This is a genomic window from Chlorobaculum tepidum TLS, from assembly GCF_000006985.1.
Classification (GTDB): domain Bacteria; phylum Bacteroidota; class Chlorobiia; order Chlorobiales; family Chlorobiaceae; genus Chlorobaculum; species Chlorobaculum tepidum.
In genome coordinates this window covers 1,080,573-1,096,197 of the sequence record NC_002932.3, presented here as the reverse complement: position 1 = coordinate 1,096,197, position 15,625 = coordinate 1,080,573, and the positions used below count along the sequence as shown (strand labels likewise).

14 protein-coding genes are annotated in these 15,625 nt (G+C 55.9%); 8 read left to right on the top strand and 6 right to left on the bottom strand.

The window, feature by feature from the left end:
- Window positions 1–10: 10 nt before the first annotated feature.
- From trmD to AYT24_RS05260, 3 genes are all read left to right on the top strand, one after another.
- Complete coding sequence (gene trmD / locus AYT24_RS05270; RefSeq protein WP_010932836.1) at window positions 11–703, top strand: tRNA (guanosine(37)-N1)-methyltransferase TrmD; 693 nt, start codon at window positions 11–13, stop codon at window positions 701–703.
- Between the two features lie 27 nt (window positions 704–730).
- Entirely contained in the window at window positions 731–1,096 is a 366-nt protein-coding gene (gene rplS / locus AYT24_RS05265) for a 50S ribosomal protein L19 (protein WP_010932835.1), read from the top strand.
- Between the two features lie 147 nt (window positions 1,097–1,243).
- Complete coding sequence (locus AYT24_RS05260) at window positions 1,244–2,065, top strand: A/G-specific adenine glycosylase (protein WP_010932834.1); 822 nt, start codon at window positions 1,244–1,246, stop codon at window positions 2,063–2,065.
- A gap of 41 nt (window positions 2,066–2,106) precedes the next feature.
- On the opposite strand, the gene AYT24_RS05255 is transcribed toward AYT24_RS05260, so the two are convergent.
- The 6 genes from AYT24_RS05255 to AYT24_RS05230 form a co-directional block, all read right to left on the bottom strand.
- Entirely contained in the window at window positions 2,107–4,692 is a 2,586-nt protein-coding gene (locus AYT24_RS05255; RefSeq protein WP_164926995.1) for a DEAD/DEAH box helicase family protein, read from the bottom strand.
- Between the two features lie 19 nt (window positions 4,693–4,711).
- The gene (locus AYT24_RS05250) at window positions 4,712–6,286 is read right to left on the bottom strand and encodes an Eco57I restriction-modification methylase domain-containing protein (protein WP_010932832.1); all 1,575 of its coding nucleotides are present in this window, start codon (window positions 6,284–6,286) and stop codon (window positions 4,712–4,714) included.
- On the bottom strand, window positions 6,283–6,927 hold the full coding sequence (locus AYT24_RS05245; protein ID WP_010932831.1) for a DNA methyltransferase: 645 nt from the start codon (window positions 6,925–6,927) through the stop codon (window positions 6,283–6,285). The genes AYT24_RS05250 and AYT24_RS05245 overlap by 4 nt, the downstream gene beginning before the upstream one ends.
- 124 nt (window positions 6,928–7,051) lie before the next feature.
- Window positions 7,052–7,282, bottom strand: a complete 231-nt coding sequence (locus tag AYT24_RS05240; RefSeq protein ID WP_010932830.1) for a (2Fe-2S)-binding protein — start codon at window positions 7,280–7,282, stop codon at window positions 7,052–7,054.
- A 76-nt stretch (window positions 7,283–7,358) separates the two neighbouring features.
- Window positions 7,359–8,039 carry a DUF4136 domain-containing protein gene (locus tag AYT24_RS05235; RefSeq protein WP_010932829.1) on the bottom strand — a complete coding sequence of 227 codons (681 nt, stop codon included), beginning with the start codon at window positions 8,037–8,039 and terminating at the stop codon, window positions 7,359–7,361.
- Window positions 8,040–8,217: 178 nt separating this feature from the next.
- Window positions 8,218–10,047 carry an AMP-dependent synthetase/ligase gene (locus AYT24_RS05230; RefSeq protein ID WP_164926994.1) on the bottom strand — a complete coding sequence of 610 codons (1,830 nt, stop codon included), beginning with the start codon at window positions 10,045–10,047 and terminating at the stop codon, window positions 8,218–8,220.
- A 391-nt stretch (window positions 10,048–10,438) separates the two neighbouring features.
- On the opposite strand from AYT24_RS05230, the gene AYT24_RS05225 reads away from it, so the two are divergent.
- The 5 genes from AYT24_RS05225 (at window position 10,439) to AYT24_RS05205 (ending at window position 15,594) form a co-directional block, all read left to right on the top strand.
- Window positions 10,439–11,503 carry a lysylphosphatidylglycerol synthase transmembrane domain-containing protein gene (locus tag AYT24_RS05225; RefSeq protein WP_010932827.1) on the top strand — a complete coding sequence of 355 codons (1,065 nt, stop codon included), beginning with the start codon at window positions 10,439–10,441 and terminating at the stop codon, window positions 11,501–11,503.
- Window positions 11,500–12,456 carry a hypothetical protein gene (locus AYT24_RS05220; protein ID WP_010932826.1) on the top strand — a complete coding sequence of 319 codons (957 nt, stop codon included), beginning with the start codon at window positions 11,500–11,502 and terminating at the stop codon, window positions 12,454–12,456. Before AYT24_RS05225 ends, AYT24_RS05220 begins: the two co-directional genes overlap by 4 nt.
- A gap of 42 nt (window positions 12,457–12,498) precedes the next feature.
- On the top strand, window positions 12,499–13,203 hold the full coding sequence (locus tag AYT24_RS05215; RefSeq protein WP_010932825.1) for a cytidylyltransferase domain-containing protein: 705 nt from the start codon (window positions 12,499–12,501) through the stop codon (window positions 13,201–13,203).
- A gap of 31 nt (window positions 13,204–13,234) precedes the next feature.
- Entirely contained in the window at window positions 13,235–14,368 is a 1,134-nt protein-coding gene (locus tag AYT24_RS05210) for an iron-containing alcohol dehydrogenase (protein ID WP_010932824.1), read from the top strand.
- A gap of 68 nt (window positions 14,369–14,436) precedes the next feature.
- Complete coding sequence (locus AYT24_RS05205) at window positions 14,437–15,594, top strand: DegT/DnrJ/EryC1/StrS family aminotransferase (protein ID WP_010932823.1); 1,158 nt, start codon at window positions 14,437–14,439, stop codon at window positions 15,592–15,594.
- The last annotated feature ends 31 nt before the right edge of the window (window positions 15,595–15,625 follow it).

Below are 15,625 nucleotides of genomic sequence, written 5' to 3'. Positions count from 1 at the left end.
GTGTGAAGCCATGCGGATAGAGATCATTTCCGTCATTCCGGATTTTTTTGCATCACCTCTCGAAAAGGGATTGCTTGGTATCGCAAGACGGAAAGGTCTCGCTGAGATCCATGTGCACAATCTGCACGATTACGGATTGGGCAAGTACCAGCAGGTGGATGATGCGCCGTTCGGAGGTGGCGCCGGAATGGTGATTCGTCCCGAGCCGGTTTTCGCGTGTATCGAGAAGTTGCAGGCTGAAAGGAGTTATGACGAGGTGATCTTCATGACGCCTGACGGGCAGGCTTTCGACCAGAAGCGGGCAAACCGCCTTTCGCGAAAGGGGAATCTGATCATTCTCTGTGGACACTACAAGGCCATAGATGAAAGGATTCGCCGGACGCTGGTCACCATGGAGCTTTCCGTCGGCGATGTGGTGCTTTCCGGAGGTGAAATTCCGGCGCTCATGGTCATGGATGCGGTGCTCAGGCTCATCCCGGGTGTGCTTGGCGATGGTGAATCGGCGCTGACCGATTCGTTCCAGAACGAGCTGCTCGACTGCGCATGGTACACCCGTCCGGCGGAGTTCCGGGGAATGAAGGTGCCCGATGTGCTTCTTTCAGGCCATCATGAAAAAATCGAGCTTTGGCGGCAGGAGAATGCGCGTGAACGCACGCTTGAGCGCAGGCCGGAGATGCTCGGCAAAGAGAGTGAAAAAGAGTAAAGACAACATAAAGATAACAGTGTCATCATGGATCAGTTAATTCAGTTGGTCGAAGCAACCCAGCAGAGGAACGATATTCCCGAGGTTCGTCCTGGCGATACCGTCAGGATTCAGCTCAAGGTTATCGAGGGCGAAAAAGAGCGCCTTCAGGCTTTCGAAGGTGTCGTGATTGGCGACAAGGGCATGGGCGCATCGAAGACCATCACCGTTCGCAAGATTTCGCATGGCGTCGGCGTCGAGAGGATCATCCCGGTCAACTCGCCAAACATCGAGAGCGTCACGGTCGTCAGGAGCGGCAAGGCAAGAAGAGCCAAACTGTTCTACCTCCGCAAGCGTACCGGCAAGGCAGCGCTGAAGGTCAAGGAGCGCAAGTCAGCTTCCGCCGAAGCATAAGCTTCAGCATTTCAAGCTTTTACGCAGAGCAGCGCCGCCAAATCAAGGTTGCGCTGCTTTCTTGCTTTGTGTACGCCAGTGAACCTTTAGGACGCTGTGGACGGAGAGTGATGACTATTTTTCCTCTTCTGATTTTTACCCGAAACGATGAATACCGCTCTCGTTGAGGCTTTTCAGGCGAAGATTTTCGATTTTTACGAAAAGAACAGGCGCAGCTTTCCCTGGCGTTTGACCACTGACCGCTATGCCGTCATGGTGAGCGAGGTGATGCTGCAACAGACCCAGGCTGACCGTGTCGCGTCGCGATTCGCACGCTGGCTCGAGCGCTTTCCCGATGTACGCTCGCTCGCTTCCGCTTCATTGCGTGAAGTGCTCGAAGAGTGGAGTGGTCTTGGCTACAACGGACGTGGCCAGCGCCTGCACCGCGCGGCGGCGATGATCATCGAGCGGTACGGCGGTGAGGTGCCTGCCGAGCCTGCGCAACTCATCGAGCTGCCCGGTATTGGCGTTTACACGAGTCGCTCCATTCCCGTCTTTGCCGACAACCTCGATATCGCCGCCGTCGATACCAACATCCGGCGCGTGCTGATTCACGAACTCAACCTTTCTGAATCGATCACTCCGAAAGCGCTGCTCGACGTGGCCGAAGTGGTGTTGCCGAAAGGACGCAGTCGCGACTGGCACAATGCGCTGATGGATTACGGCGCGATGGAGCTGACCGGCAAAAAAACCGGTATCGCGCCGCTGACGAAGCAGTCGAGCTTCAAAGGCTCGCGCCGATGGTATCGAGGGGCACTCTTGCGCGAGCTGATTGCAGCGGGGGAGTTGTCACGCGAGGCGGTCGAGGAGCGATATGCGGATTGCCCGCATGGCATCGGCTCGATTGTCGATTCGCTGGTCATGGAGTCGATGATCGAGGAGTACGGCGAGCAGCGAATGCTGCGGATTGCAGGTGAGAACTCGCCGTAGAGGCAGGTCAACGTTCGAGCTAAGCTGCCTGCCGTAGCGGGTCAGCTTGAGCGAGGGGTTAGGCCGCACCCGCTATGGTAGAGCGATTCCTCCCTCGCGACCACGGTGTCGTACAGCCCGTAGTGTGTCAGCCCTCGGTGGCTATCGATGCCGGTGTAACCCAGCGAAGCATCCTCGTAGCGGCGGAAGGCAAAGACCGCCGCGTTCATCTGCTCGGTGTTGAACACCTTGAGCCGCACCAGGAGGTGAAAGTCCTCCACCGTCAGGCCGGTGACGGCCAGAAACAAATCCGGCTCCAGCTTCGTGACGACATCCTGCAAGGTGTTCTCACGGAAGTCGGTCAGGTACATGAAGGCCGGAATGCGCGTGGCGAACTTGATGAGCTTCTTCTGCACCAGCTTCCTTTTCGATTTGAACTCCTTTTCCTCGGCGCTGAGTTCGCGCTTTTCTGTGGGCGTGAGACCCTCATCCTTGGCCTTTTTCTTGAGCGCCTTGATTTTCTCGCTCTGGTTGATGATCGCCTCGATGACGTTGTCGCCAAGACTCCGCCAGCCCTCGATACGCTCGACAGCCGCCATCGCCTCCGGGTTGTTCAGGATGCGGCGCAGGGTTTCGTTATCCACGTTCACCAGCAAGGCGCTTTCCCACTTGCGCGCAAGAAGCGTGGCCGAAGTACCCGCCATGGCGATGTCGAGAATGCCGCCCGCGTCGATCTGCGTCATGTTGGCGCCATCAAAAGCGAGCACCGGCAGGAACGACACCAGGTCGGCCACCGCTTTTTCCGGGCTGCTCTCGTGGGGAGCCAGGCCGATGGCGTAGTCGGAGAGCTGGCGCAAGGCCCGCGTGGGGGCAAAGTCGAAGACGAAGCAGACCGGTTTGAGAATCTCCTCCTCGTTCGGATCGTCGCCGTTGGGGTTCTTGATGGACCACGGCGACTGCACGCGAAACGCCGCCTGAAAGTAGGTTTCCGGCGATTTGAGGTTGCGCAGCATGAGGATGGCCGACCACTGCGGCACGGTGACGCCCGTCGTCAGCTTGCCGCAGGAAAGCGTGATGCTCTTGGTGTCGAAGCCGCTGCCGATGGCTTTGCGCACCGGCGGCAGGGCGTCAAGGCCAATGCCTGCGCCCGCTCCCGCTGCCACGATCACGGTGTAGTTGTGCCAGAAGGTGTTGTGTTTCTCGGCAAGCAGGTTCGCCATGGCGTGGCAGGCCGCCACATTGGGCAAAAACCAGAACGAATGCTGGAGATAGGGCAAGAGGCGCACGTCGGCGTAGGGGAAGGGCGGTTTGGTACCGGTCTTGAGATATTCGCTCGCTTTGGGAAAGTACTGGCCACGGATGATGTCGAGCCACTTTTGCACCTCATCCTTATGCTTGAACTGCGCTTGCTCACCCGTGCCGGTGGCGGCGAAAAATTCGTTGAGGTCGAACTCGTCGAACTCGCCGCCGCTGGCAATCGCCAGTAGCTCGTCCGGCATCTGATAGGTCAGGAGCCGCAGCTCGGGGAGGGCGGCATAGGGGTTCTGCTGGCCGGGATGCTCGCGCGCAAAGCGCTCCTTGGCGCGCTGTTCATCGACGTAGGTCCAGTTGAAGATCTGCTCTTCGATGAACTCACCGCTGGCCAATGCTCTGAAGGGGGTGCCGGAAAGGTAGAGGTAAGCCTTGCTGGTGATGGGGAGGAAATCACATTCCTGCTCAGATAGCACCATCAAGTCCTCGTTCACCTCCTCCAGGCCGGCGGCGTATTCGAGCTTGGCCTCCTTCTTGGCGACCGCCTCTTCTTCGCCCTCGAACAATTCCCCGGCCGTCTCGCGCCAGGCGCCGAAGTGGTACTCGTCGAAGACCACCAGGTCCCAGTTGATGGTGTGGATCCACTCATTTTTGGGTTTGATGTTCCCTGCCGCATCACGTCCCAGTAAATCCTGAAATGAGCCGAAATAGACCAGCGGTCGGTCGGCGTCGGCGGTGCTTGGGTTGTCCTGCGTGTTGCGGGAGAAAAACTGCCAGCCGTCAAAATCGATGTGGGCTTCCAGATCGCTCTGCCAGGCATCTTCCACGGCGGGCTTGAAGGTCACCACCAGCACGCGGCGGGCGGCCAGCTGCTTCGCCAGCTGATAGGTGGTGAAGGTCTTGCCGAAGCGCATTTTGGCGTTCCAGAGAAAGCGCGGCGCGGCGTCGGCGTCTTCTGCCCAGATCGACTCGAAGTAAGCCAACGTCTTCTCCACTGCCTCGCGCTGCTCCTCGCGCATGGCGAAGGTCTCGCTGTGCGTGCCGGTGAGCTTCTGCCCGGTGCGCAGCTCGGTGAGCACGGTTTGTACATCCGCCACCGCGCAGCGCACCCACTCGCCGGTGACCACAGCAAAGCCCTTGCGCGCCAATGCCGCCCGTACGTCAAAGTCGCTGATGATGCTGCCGTCGGCGCGCGCAGCATCTTCGTCCAGTTCGACGCGGTAGTTGGTGATCGCGGCAGTTCTGAGCTGCTCCGCCACGCGCTGCTTTACTTCCCGCGTAGTCTGGCCGATCTTGAGGAGCCCGGCGTGGGCATCGTCGGCAATGGAATAGGCGTAGATGCGAGGTCGCGCCTGCGGCTTTGCGATAAGTAGTATGTCTTCTGCTGATTTCGTCATGAGCAAATTCCAGCTTTACTCAACCTGCGCCGTTGCCATTGTCGAACGGGCGTATCTTGGATTCGATGATCTGCACTTCGTCATCGGTCAAACCATACCGTGCAGCAAGCTTTGCATCGGTCCATGTTTCGTTCATATCCAAAATGGGCACAAGCTCATAGGCGGACTTTGTAAGATGGTGCGAATACATGAACTGTGCGACAAGAAATCGGAAAAATCTCGTCTTCATGTAGGCAACCAAGTTCTCTGCTTCCGTTTTGCTACCGTAGCTGCCGACGACAAGATAGGTCTCAGTGCAAATCGTTCCCGGCGGGAGAATGTCAATTTTGGAAAAAACCCGCCGACGTCCGTCTTTGCCCGGATTACCAGCGTGATCATATCCGACATAGGACGTGATGACCTTCCATTTGTCGATCATGTCGTGACCTGCTGTAACTTTTTCTCGAGGATATGGACCCTCTCCTTTTTCCCAGCGGAGGATCAGATCCCCTTTCTTTTCCGGGCGGACAAAGGTTCGCAATCCAAAAGGTTTTGAATTGGAAACCTGTTCGCTCATTCGCGGTTCATTGGTTGCCATAACTTTTCGAATGATCGAAATGGCTGCACTGTTACGGATGAACGTTGAGAATTCATCGAGCTGGCGCACGGTGGTCACGCTCTCGCCCCCAGAAATATTGGTGACCTCACACAGACCGGGGCAATCACGATCCCAGAGGAAATAACAAACCCCACCGGCTAAATCGACACCGGGGAATGCGTCCTGAGCATTTTCGTAATCCACGAGTTTGCGAATGCGCTTGTCCTTGAGCATCGTAGCGCGAAATTCACGGAGCCCTTTTCCGCCACCCATCCACCGAGAGGGAATGATCATCACCAGGTAGCGTGGCTCGAGCTTTTTTGCTTGCTCGACGAAGTTTTGGTAGATCGGACTGGCACTTCGTCCAAATCCGCCGTCATCCAACTGGTACGGTGGATTCCCGATAATCACGTCAAATTGCATGTCGCCTCCAAAAATCTCGTTGATCCGCGTCCGGATGTCGTCCGCGTGAATGAACGCATAAGCATGGGTTTCCCGTTCCTCCCCGCGATCCAGCGTGCTCTGGCTGGCGCCGCAATAGATGCAGCGACCATCCTTCCAGGTGTGCTCCACCCGCTTGAACCAAATATTGCCGCTTTCCGTGGTAAAGGTCTTGCAAACGGAATGTGGGCCATTGGCGTGCTTGGAACAATAGACGCTGCGCCGCGCCAGCATCGCGGTGAGGCGGGTGATGCCGATGCCGAAGACCTGCCGGGTGAGGATGTGGTTCACCCGTTCCTGCAAGTCCGGGATTTCCTCCGTGAGCCCCTCCACCAACCGCCGCGTGATTTCGCGCAGGAAGATGCCGGACTTGGTGAAGGGGTCGAGAAACGTCACCGTCTTGTCCGCCCAGAGGTTCGCGCCGTTGTGGTTCGCCGCCCACGCTTCAGTGAGCGTATCCAGCATGCGGTTCGCCAGCTCCGGCGGGGTGAAGACCTCGTCGTTGCTGAGGTTGGCGATGCAGGTGAGCACATCGGGGTTCCTGCCGCGCAGGGAAAAGGGGGCTTGGGTGGTCATAGGTTCGCCTCCGCTGCCCGCGCTGCCAGCTCACTCACCGTCATTGGCGGGTAGGTCCTGGTTGGCGTGAAGATCTCATGTTTCCCAAGGTGGGCAAAGAGCGAGCCCTCCACGCTGAAGGTTGACGACATCGCGAGACTGTCGAGGCGAAAATCACGCCGTTGGAACTTGCCCTTGCCGAGGTAGCCCCATTCGGCGAAGGCGATGGGCTGGCCGTCGCTGGTGCGCATCTTCAGGGCGTCGCCGTGGACCAGGTTCTGGGACAACACATAGATAGCAGCCCGGTAGAGTTCGTCCGACTCGTCGAGCGTCAGATAGTCGGCGAAGATTTCCAGCATGTTCGCGCGGCACTCGGCAATGTTGTCCGCCAGGAGCTCAATCCCGTAGGTGCACATTACGGCGAAAAGCGCGTAGTGCTGTTTCTCAAAGTTGGACTTCCCGAACTTGCGCTCGACGGCCGCGAGCTTGCGTTGCAGGATGGGTACCAGGAAATTGCCGCTCCCACACGCCGGCTCCAGGAATCGGGCGTCGATGCGTTCCGTCTCGTCCTTCACCAGGTCGATCATTGCCTCGACCAACCACGCCGGAGTGAAGACCTCCCCGTGGTCGGCGACACGTTGCTTGGACTTGACGTAGTTCACGGGCTGATCCTTTTTAGTCGATGCTTCCTCTTGGTCACTGCGGGCTAACGCCTGAATGACCGTCGCTGGGTGGCGAGCTGGCGCGGCTTTCAGCGTGCGAATCGATTCGGTTGTTGGCAGCCCATCACTCACAGCAGCACGGTGACGATGGTCTGCTTCCTGTTTCTCTCTCGATCAGGTCAAGAATGTCGCCAGAGCAGCAGCGACCACTTGGGTTCAACTCCTTGCAACGGTTGACGGTGCAGGCACCCGTTGTGTCCTGAATCTTCTTGAGGGTGGTTGCGCCTCGGCGGATCGCCGAGACGATTGTCTCCTCCGTCACACTACTGCAGTAGCAAATCATCTTCTTGCTCATCTTTTTTTCTGCTAACTAACTATTAAATCAGCCGGAGCGTAGCGATCGGCTGTATTGATCTTGTTATCTGATTTCCTTATTTCCAAATATCCAGTAGTCTTGGGTCGTGCCCATAAATAGTTAAATCTATCTGCCTGCCTGTATTTGTGCCAAAATATTCAGATGAAGCTGCAATCATATACGCAAGAATACGATTTAGATCAGAATAGGAACCTTCGCTTTTCACGATTGTTTTCCAGAGTTGTGATTTTCTGTTTGGATCTTTTAAGTCATACGCTTCTAATATCAAATTTCTTTGGTAGGTTGTTTCTTTAACTGTTTGAGTTTGGGGTGGTTGCGTAAACCACATCCATCCGACAGGGTAGCTATACCCTGGGGAAATTTCAACGGTCCGGGAGCTTGTTTGAGGATCTCCAATACCATAGCTCAAACGGATAAGAATAGCTGCGGACTTTACGCTGTTAGCGCGGATATAACCTTTTTTGGATAGCGCGTTTGTAATGTATCTGGAAACCTCCATAAATTCAAGATCATTTTCGCTGAGATTCTGCATTCCTGGTACTATGAAAAAACTCTTATCATTTGATGGGGCATCAGGAGCAGCTAGCGCCTGTACCGTTACCTCGACCCTTTCATCATATCCCAACATTCTCGGATCAGTAGGTGTTGATGGCACAGTTGCACATCCACTTAATTGTAGCGTAGCCGTTATAACAAGAAAGATTAGAAATAATCCACTAACTTTGATTCTGTTCATATTGCCTCCTTATAATCTGTTCTGATGATAACAAGTTATTAGTTCGTTTCTTCATATCTCGTTTTATGTGACGCTCATCAACATTGAGCTGTAACGAAACTCCTTAAAAGCTACCACAAAAGTCAAGTAAAATCAAAAAAAGTTTGAATTTCGTGAGCGAATTGCTGGAGCACTGATTTCACTCCGTATTATAGACCATGTTCAGCGTGTTGTAAAGGTTGTCGATTTCGGCGCTGAATTTTGTGGTGATCTCCTTGCGCTTGAGCTTGAGCGTCGGGGTCATCATGCCGTTTTCAATCGAGAATGGCTCCTCGAGAAGCAGGAATTTCCGCACCTTTTCATGGGTGGCAAGCTGGCGGGAGATGCTCTTCAGCAGCTTCTCGTAAACCTCAATCACCTCTTTGGTGTTGATCAGCTCTTTGGTGCTTGATGCTTTGATCTGGTGTTCTGCCGCGAAATCCCTGAGCTTGAGGAAATCCGGCACGATGAGCGCGATGAGGAACGGTCGCTTTTCGCCGACAATCATGGCCTGATCAACGTATGGACTGTCGAGAATGAGGTTCTCGATCTGCAGGGGAGCGATGTTCTTGCCGCCGCTGGTTACGATGATATGCTTTTTGCGGTCGGTGATTTTCAGGTATCCTTCAGAATCGACCTCGCCGATGTCGCCCGTGTAGAGCCAGCCATCCCTGAGGACTTCGGCGGACGCGGCCTCGTCTTTCCAGTAGCCCTTCATGATGTTGGGACCCTTGAGCATGATTTCGCCATCCGGTGCGATCTTCACCTCGACATTTTTCACCGGTAGGCCGACTGTGCCAAACTTCACTTTTTCGGGCCGGTTGACATTGGTGACGGGCGAGGTTTCGGTCAGGCCGAACCCTTCGAGGATCGTAATGCCGATGGACTGGAAAAACTCGCCCGTTTTCTGGGGCAGCGCTGCGCCGCCGGAGACGAAGTAGCGCAGCTTTCCACCGAATTTCTTGCGGATTTTGCTGTAAACCAGCTTGTCGGCCAGGTTGTGCTGCACGGCGAGCAGCGGCGACACCTTTCCGGTGGCGAGCTGCTTGTGGTATTTTTCACCGGTGCTGACAGCCCAGAAGAAGATTTTCTCCTTTACGCCGCCTTCGCTTGTCACCGACTTGAGAATGCTTGCCTTCATGCGGTCGAAGAGTCTTGGCACCGTAAAGATGATGGTGGGTTTGGCTTCCGAGATGTTGAGCGAGATGGTTTCGACGCTTTCGGCGAGATTGATCCGTGCACCACAGGCGAACATGAGGTAGTATCCACCGGTGCGCTCGTAGGCGTGCGAGAGTGGAAGGAATGAGAGGCTGCTGTCGGTTTGGTCGATCCGGATGACCGTTGAGCACGATTTGACGTTTTCACAAATGTTCCGGTGGGTGAGCATGACCCCTTTCGGCAACCCTGTTGTTCCTGATGTGTAGATGAGCGTCGCTACATCGTCGGGATTGCTTTTGATGCCGTCGAGCAGCCACGGTTTTGCCTCCAGCACTTTTTTCCCCTCGGTTTTCGCCTGGCTCAGGTCGATCACATCTTCAACCGGCTCATCGAGCTTGTTCATGACGATCACCATGTTCAGCTCCGGAAGCTTTGGCCAGATGGAGAGGATTTTGCCGAGCTGCAGCATGTTTGAGACGATGATGCCCTTTGCGCTGCAGTTGTTCAGGATATACTCGATCTGGTTTGGCGGAAGGGATGGATAGAGTGGCACGTCGGTTGCCCCGAGCGAAAGAATCGCTATATCGGCCAGGTACCATCCCGGACGGTTCTCTGACAAAATGGCCACCCGGTCGCCCGGCTCGATGCCCCTTTCTTTCAGATAAGCGGCAAAGTGGCGGCAATCTTCCGCCAGCGAGTCGTAACTGATCGGCGAGTAAGCGCCATTGATTTTCCTGGCGATAGGCGCTTTGTCAGGCTGTCCTTTGAAATGACTGAACACCGAGGTGAACAGTTCGGGCAAGGTCTGGAAATCAGGATTGATGAGTCCCATAAATGAGTGTTTGATTCCGGAATGATGAGAAGAGAATCGAGGCAATCGGCTCTGACGCAAACGGTCAACAAGGATGTCCAACAATGGACGACGTGACAGGAACGCTTTGAATGTGATCAATATACTGGTATGTAATAATCGGAGTTCTTTTATCCAACAATTTATTGCCGGTTTCGGTAGCCTGGTTATCGGTACGCGCTCTCATTCATCCCGCATGAGGCGACTCAACATCTCTCTTGAAATTGCTGTCGCATCCGGAGAGAGTCTTGGCAAATGCCGGTTCACGGGAATTCCTTATTTTTGATATATTTGTGCGCTTCCATTTCGGGCGGACGGCAAGTAGCGCAGTAGCCCCGCCGGACGCACAACTGATTCATCTCCAATCGATTCCATGCAAGCTCGCAAGAAAGGAAAAAAGTCCTGGACAAGTTACGCGGGGCTTCTGGCCGGTCTGGCCCTCATCGTGTATCTGTTCAGCAAGATCGATCTTGCCGGTTCGATGAAGCTGATCGCTTCGCTGGGGCCGTCATCGCTGTTGATTCTTCTGCCCTATCTCGGGCTGCATTTGCTTGAAACGGCGGCCTGGCAGCGGCTGTTTCCCAAAGAGAGCGGTCCGGTACCGTTTTTCGGGCTCTTCAAAATCCAGCTGGTTGCCGAAACGGTCTCCATGACCTTGCCCGCAGGTGTGGCGGTTGGTGAGCCGCTGCGACCATGGCTCTGCCGGAAATTTCTCGGCATTCCTCTTCCGGACGGCTTCGCCAGCGTGGCCGTGCGCAAGCTGCTGCTTGGGCTCACCCAGGGTGTCTATACGCTGCTCGGTGCGATTGCGGGGTTCGGGATGCTCCAGACTGTCTCCGTTCAGGTGGTTGGTTTTCAAGGGCTTGGCGTGATTATGATTGTCGTGAGTCTTGCCATAGCCGTGGTGTTTTCGCTCTTTCTTTTTTTGATGACCAATGGTAATGCTGTTCAGAAGCTGCATCGCTTGCTGATGAAAATACCGTTTGAAAAGGTTCGTGCGTGGCTGCTCGAGCGTGAGGCGGGGTTTGCCGAAACCGACCAGAAGCTTCAGCACATCAAGGCCTCTGGCATGGGTGTTATCCTGCCGGTGATGGCGATCTATGTGGCGGCGTGGATGATGCTGGCGTTGGAAAGTTATCTTATATTACACGTTCTTGGTCTCAAGGTGACTTTCTTTCAGGTGCTTGCTTTCGACACGGCGCTGACCATTCTCAGGGCGATCTTTTTTTTCATCCCATCGGGTCTGGGGATTCAGGATCTGGGCTATCTCGCTTTTTTTCATGCGCTTGGCGTGCCCGATTACCTTGCCTATGGAGGAGCGTTCGTGATGCTGCGCCGCCTGAAGGAGGTGATCTGGTATTCTATAGGTTACGGCGTGATGTTTATGGAGGGCATTCATCTCCGGGATGCCGAACAAGTCAGTGAAAAGAGCGAATGAGGAAGAAGATTCTGTTTGTCTGCGGATCGATGAATCAGACTACCCAGATGCACCAGATTTCGGAGCATCTCCGGGAGTACGATCAGTGGTTCACCCCTTTTTTCAGCGACGGCCTGCTTGGCAAGGCTTCCGATCTGGGCATGCTCGAATTCACGATCATGGGCAAGAAGCGCGCCAGCAAAGCCATTGACTACCTCACTTCGCACAATCTTCAGCTCGACATTGGCGGTACGCTGCACCGTTACGATCTGGTGGTGACCTGCACCGATCTCATTGTACCGAAGCACATCAAGCGCACAAAAATTGTGCTGGTTCAGGAGGGAATGACCGAGCCTGAAACGATCCTCTTTCATCTCGCCCGCAACTTTCGCTGGGTGCCTCGCTGGATCGCAGGCACCGCAATGACTGGTCTTTCTGATACTTACGAGAAGTTTTGCGTGGCCAGTGAAGGATACCGCGACCTGTTCATCAGCAAAGGCGTCCGGCCCGAAAAGATCGAGGTGACCAGCATTCCCAACTTCGACAACTGCGAGCGCTTTCTCGAAAACGACTTCGAGCATCGCGACTACGTGCTGGTTTGTACCTCCGACAACCGGGAGACCTTCATCTACGAGAACCGCAAGCGCAACATCCGCAAGTACCTCGACATGGCCGACGGGCGGCAGCTGCTCTTCAAGCTCCATCCCAACGAGAACGTCGTGCGGGCAACGAGGGAAATCGAGCTGTACGCGCCGGGAAGCATCGTCTATGCGGAAGGGAAGACCGAGGAGATGATTGCCAATTCGCAGATGATGATCGCGCAGTTTTCTTCGACGATTTTTGTAGGATCGGCACTGAACAAACCGGTATATTGCGGGCTGGAACCCGACTATCTCAAGCGTCTTACTCCGTTGCAGAATCGCTCGGCAGCTCGAAAAATCGCCGAAGTCTGCCGGGAGGTGATCGAAAAATGATGCGGAACAGACAATAACCAAGAAACGTACGGAAATCACTGAATGCGGACGGCAGCCATCATTCCGGCGCGCGGCGGCTCGAAGGGCCTGAAAAACAAGAATATCCACCCCATAGCTGGTCTTCCGCTGCTGGCATGGAGCGTCTTGCAGGCTTTGGATGCCGAACACGTCGATCAGGTTTTCGTGACTACTGACGACGCGGCCATCGCTCAGGTGGCACGGCAGTTCGGTGCGGAGGTGATCGATCGCCCGGAGCGCATCAGCGGCGACAAGGCGACCTCGGAGTCGGCGCTCTTGCACGCGCTCGAAGTGATTGCCGAGCGGTACGGCGCGGAGCCGGAGACGGTCGTGTTCCTGCAAGCAACCTCGCCCTTACGCAAGCCGGGGGACATCGATCGCGCCATCGAACTGTTTCGGCTCGAAGGGGCCGATTCGCTCATTTCGGTGACGCGGGCCGACGACCTGACCATATGGGAACAGCGCGGAGGCGACTGGAATAGTGTGAACTTCGACTATCGGAATCGCGGAATGCGGCAGGATCGACCGTCGCAGTTCATCGAAAACGGCTCGATCTACCTCTTTACGCCCTCGGTGCTGCGCGAGTTCGGTAATCGTATTGGCCAGAAGCTTTCGGTGTATCTGATGGAGTTCTGGCAGACCTGGGAGATCGATACCATTGAGGAGGTCGATCTCGTCGAATTTTACCTGAAGCAGAAAGGCATCGATCGTTCGTTCCTCCGATCCTGAAATCCGACAAACCCAACAAAATCAAGACAATATGAACTTTTTTCTTTCCACCGACCTGTGTATCGGGGTCAACGAGGCCCTCTCTGTGCATGAGCATCTTCAGTCGCTCGGCATCGCCAAACCGGGTATCATCTACGATGCAAGCCTTTCAGAAAACCTCTATTTCCAGGATGTACTGCGCAACATCAACGCCTGCTACGCCAATGCGGTCGTCTATTGCAACGAGTTCAGGGGCGAGCCGACCTACCGGCATCTCGAAAATGTCGCGGAGTTTTTCCGCCGAGAACTGCCCGATGGTCTGGTGGCTATCGGAGGCGGCAGCACCATCGATCTCGGCAAGGGAGTTGCGCTTCTCCTGACCAACAACGTTCCGGCGCTTTCGCTCAAGGGCTTCCCGAAGGATGTGAGCGACCCAGTGCCGCTCGTGACCGTGCCTTCACTGCTTGGCAGCGGTGCTGAGGTGAGCTATAACGCGGTCTTCATCGACGAGGATGAAGGACGCAAGCTCGGTATCAACAGCCGCAAGAACTTCCCGAAACGCTCGGTCATCGATCCGAAACTCTCGATGAGCGCTCCGATGGAGAGCGTCATCGCCTCGGCGATGGACAGCCTCGTGCACTGCGTGGACAGCTTTGGTTCGGTCAAGCACACCGCGCTGAGCCGCATCTTTTCGATCGAAGGTTTCCAGCGCACCTTCTACGCATTGCAGCAGGGACAGCTCGACCGCGCCGAATCACGTCTCGACCTCGCTCTTGGCAGCATTTGCGGCGTCACGGCGCTCATGAACTCCGGGGACGGCCCGACCAACGGTTTCGCCTACTACGTCGGCGTGAAGCACCAGGTGCCGCACGGCCTTGCGGGTGCGATCTTCCTCAAGGAGGTGATGCGTTACAACGTCAACAAGGGATATGACAAATACGCGCTGCTCAATCCAGCCCGAAAAGAGGGCGCATCGGCAAGGGAGTCCGCGCTGGAACTGCTCGAACAGATGGACGCGCTCTACTGCCAGCTCGCCATTCCGAACCTCGTACCCTACGGCTACGGCAAAGGCAACGTCGCCGAGCTGGCCAGCAAAGCCTCGCAGGCGCTTTCGGGATCGTTCGGTGGCAACCCTGTGGAGTTTAACGAAGAGTCGGCCCGGGTGGTAATCGACGCGCTGACTTGAAAGAAAGTGGTGAAGTTGACGTAATGAATAACGTGGACACAAACAATAATTAAAAAAAATCAAACACTATGGCAGGAGCCGAGCTGATTGGGAAAGAGGAACTGGCCCAGATACAGGAGTTATTCAGCGGGGAGAAAACCACGCTGTACCGGTATGCGCCGGGTAACTACAAGGCGAGAGAGTTCGAGGAGAAGTTCGCCGCATATATGGGCGTGAAGTACGCTCACGCCGTTTCGTCGGGCACGGCGGCGATTCACTGCGCGCTGGCGGCTGCGGGCGTCGGCCCGGGCGACGAGGTGATCACCACCGCATGGACCTTCATCGCTCCGGTCGAAGCCGCCGCCGCGCTTGGCGCGGTGCCGGTGCCGGTGGAGATCGACGAGACCTACCACCTTGATCCGGCGGAGGTCGAAAAGGCGATCACGCCGAAGACCAAGGCCGTCGTGGCGATTCCGATGTGGGCCGCACCGAAAATGGACGAAATCGCCGAAATCTGCGAGCGCCGCGGCGTGACGCTCATTGAAGACGCCGCCCAGTCGCTCGGCGCGACCTACAAAGGCCGCAAGCTCGGCACCATCGGCAAGGTTGGCTCCTTCTCCTTCGATGCGGGCAAAACGCTGCACGTCGGTGAGGGCGGCATGGTCATCACCGACGACAAGGATATCTACGACCGCGTGGCCGAATTTTCCGACCACGGCCACATGCACCTGCCTGGCCTGCTGCGCGGCAAGGATCCGCGCCGCGCCAAGGGTCTGAACTACCGACTCAGCGAAGTGACTGCCGCCATCGGCGTCGCCCAGCTCGCCAAAATCGACTACATCCTCTCCAAAGCGCGGGAGAACAAGTACAAGATTAAAGATCGCATCAGCCACCTCAGCAACCTCACGATGCGCCCCTTCACCGACGAAGCTGGAGCGCAGGGCGATACGCTGATCTTCAAGGTTCGCGATCCCAAGGCTGCGTTGGAGTTCGAGGCGCACCTGATGGAGCACGGTTTCGGCACCAAGATTTTGCCCGAAGCGATCGACTGGCACTACGCTGCTGTCTGGGGTCATCTCCTGAAGGCCTACGACCGGTACCGCGATGCCAACCTTGAAGAGTTGTGGCCGAAAACCGGCCAGCTTCTCCAGAGCAGCATCTGCCTGAATATCCCCGTGCTGATGGACGACGCCACCATCGACAAACTCGTTGCCGCCATTATTTCCGGTGCCGAGAAGATCGGGTAAAAGAGGGAAGTTCTGTAAACGAAAAAAGCCT